The 1,834-nt window shown below is 71.3% G+C and carries 3 protein-coding genes; all 3 read right to left on the bottom strand.

Going from position 1 to position 1,834, the window contains the following annotated elements:
• Positions 1-224 (bottom strand): hypothetical protein (locus WA805_RS26070; RefSeq protein WP_425243670.1); only part of this gene is annotated, 224 nt, incomplete at its 3' end.
• A gap of 4 nt (positions 225-228) precedes the next feature.
• On the bottom strand, positions 229-1,470 hold the full coding sequence (locus WA805_RS26065) for an MFS transporter (RefSeq protein WP_422290399.1): 1,242 nt from the start codon (positions 1,468-1,470) through the stop codon (positions 229-231).
• An 81-nt stretch (positions 1,471-1,551) separates the two neighbouring features.
• The coding region (locus tag WA805_RS26060; protein ID WP_425243669.1) for a hypothetical protein at positions 1,552-1,834 on the bottom strand (283 nt) is incomplete at its 5' end.

The following is a 1,834-nucleotide window of genomic DNA, read 5'->3' as shown; positions in this document are numbered from 1 at the left end:
GCCGCCACTCCGTCAGCTTCCGGCAGGCCCTGCGCGGCCGGCTGCGCGTGCGAGACCACCTGCAGGTCGATCCCGGCGGCGTCCATGTCCGCGATCCGCGCCTTGTCCAGGTCGCGGAGTGCCGCGTCGAGCTGCTGCCCGTCGGACCGGGCCAGCGGGCCGGTGCCTGCCGGCGCGGCGAGCTCAGCCGTCCAGAAGTGCTCCTCCAGGGCGATCGTGCGCATGTGCCTATCCTGGCATCCGGAAGCCGGGCAGCGGGGACGGGAACAGCAGCAGCGCGCCGGCTACCGCGCCGGCCACGGCGATCCACAGCGCCTCGCGCAGCCCGAGCACGCTGCCGAGCAGCCCGCCGAGTAGCGCGCCAGGCGGCCGGGTGCCGTAGTTGATGGCCTGGAACGCGCCGGACACCCGGGACCGCACGCTAGGCGGGATGACCACGGCGAAGATCGCGGCGATGCTGATGTCGAGCACCATCACGCCGAACCCGCTGGTGAACTCCGCGGCGAACAGCATGACGAGCACCGCGGCGCCGTGCACGCCGGAGGCGAGCGGCACCAGCGCGAGCGGCCCGGTGAACACCAGGCAGCCCGCCACGTAGACCAGCCCGGCGCCGAGCCGGGCGGTCAGCCGCTTGCACAGCACGGAGCCGAGCATCCCGCCCAGCGCGCCCGCCCCGATGACCAGGCCCAGCACGCCGGGCCGCACCCCCAGGGCGCGCACCGCGTAGAGCATGAACAGCGCGCTGAACATGCAGTAGAAGAAGTTGACCACGGCGACGCCGGTGAGCGATGCCCGCACGATCGGCGAGCTCCTGATGAACTTCAGGCCCGCGGTGACCCCCTCGCTGCCGTCGGACGACGGCGGCTCAGGCGGCCGGATCCGGCTGAGCTGAAAGGCCGAGCCGAGAAAGGACAGCGCGTCTACGACGATGGCGTAGGGCGCGGTGAGCGCTTCAACGAGCAGCCCCCCGACGGACGGGCCGCCCATGAACGAGGCCGAGCGGCTGCCGTAGATCAGCGACTGCCCGTCCACGTACCGCTCGGGCGGCACGATCGACACGAACAGCACCCCGTCGGACACGGTGAACAGCACGGACAGCGCGCCGACCGTGAACGTCACCAGGTACACCTGGACCAGCGTCAGGACGTGCAGCGCGTAGCAGACCGGGATGGTCGCCAGCGCCACGGTGCGGCCGAGATCGGCGAGGATCATCGTGGTGCGCTTGCCCCGCTTGTCGACCCACGCGCCGGCGTGCAGCCCGAACAGCAGGCTGGGCAGCCACTGCAGCGCGGTCAGGTACCCCATTCCTATCGCCCCGGCGTGCAGCACCAGCACGGCGGTGAGCGGGACCGCGATCGATGACACCTGATCGCCGAACACCGAGACCGTCGACGCGCCCCAGTACCGCCGGAACACCTTGTCCCGCAGCAACGGCGGAACCAGGTCACGACGTCCCGCCCCTGCATTCATAGCCATCAAAGCGTAGGGCCGGAATCAGGACAATGCACGCGTCACGGGGCATCTGGACGCCCCGGCTTGCCCGTTATCGCACTATTCGGTGACCGGCTCGGGTGTCTCGTCGATTCCCGGCAGCCACCCGGCGCCAACGGCGCCAGCGGCGCCAGCGGCACCTGACACGACGGGCACGACCGGTGTGGCGGACGCGGCCGACGCCCAGTCCCTCGGCGCGGTCAGCGCTTCGCGAGCCGCCATGAACAGCAGGTAAGGAATGAGGTCGACAGAACGGCGCAGGAACCACTTGGTCCCCTTGGTGGCCATCCACAGGAAGTCGTCGCGGCGGGTCGGCCCCGGGTCGGCCGGCTCGGGGTCGGGC

Origin of the sequence: Trebonia sp. (assembly GCF_049794275.1) — a bacterium.
Classification (GTDB): Bacteria; Actinomycetota; Actinomycetes; order Streptosporangiales; family Streptosporangiaceae; genus Trebonia.
Note: the sequence above shows the minus strand (reverse complement) of the source record. Positions and strands in the feature narration are given on the sequence as shown.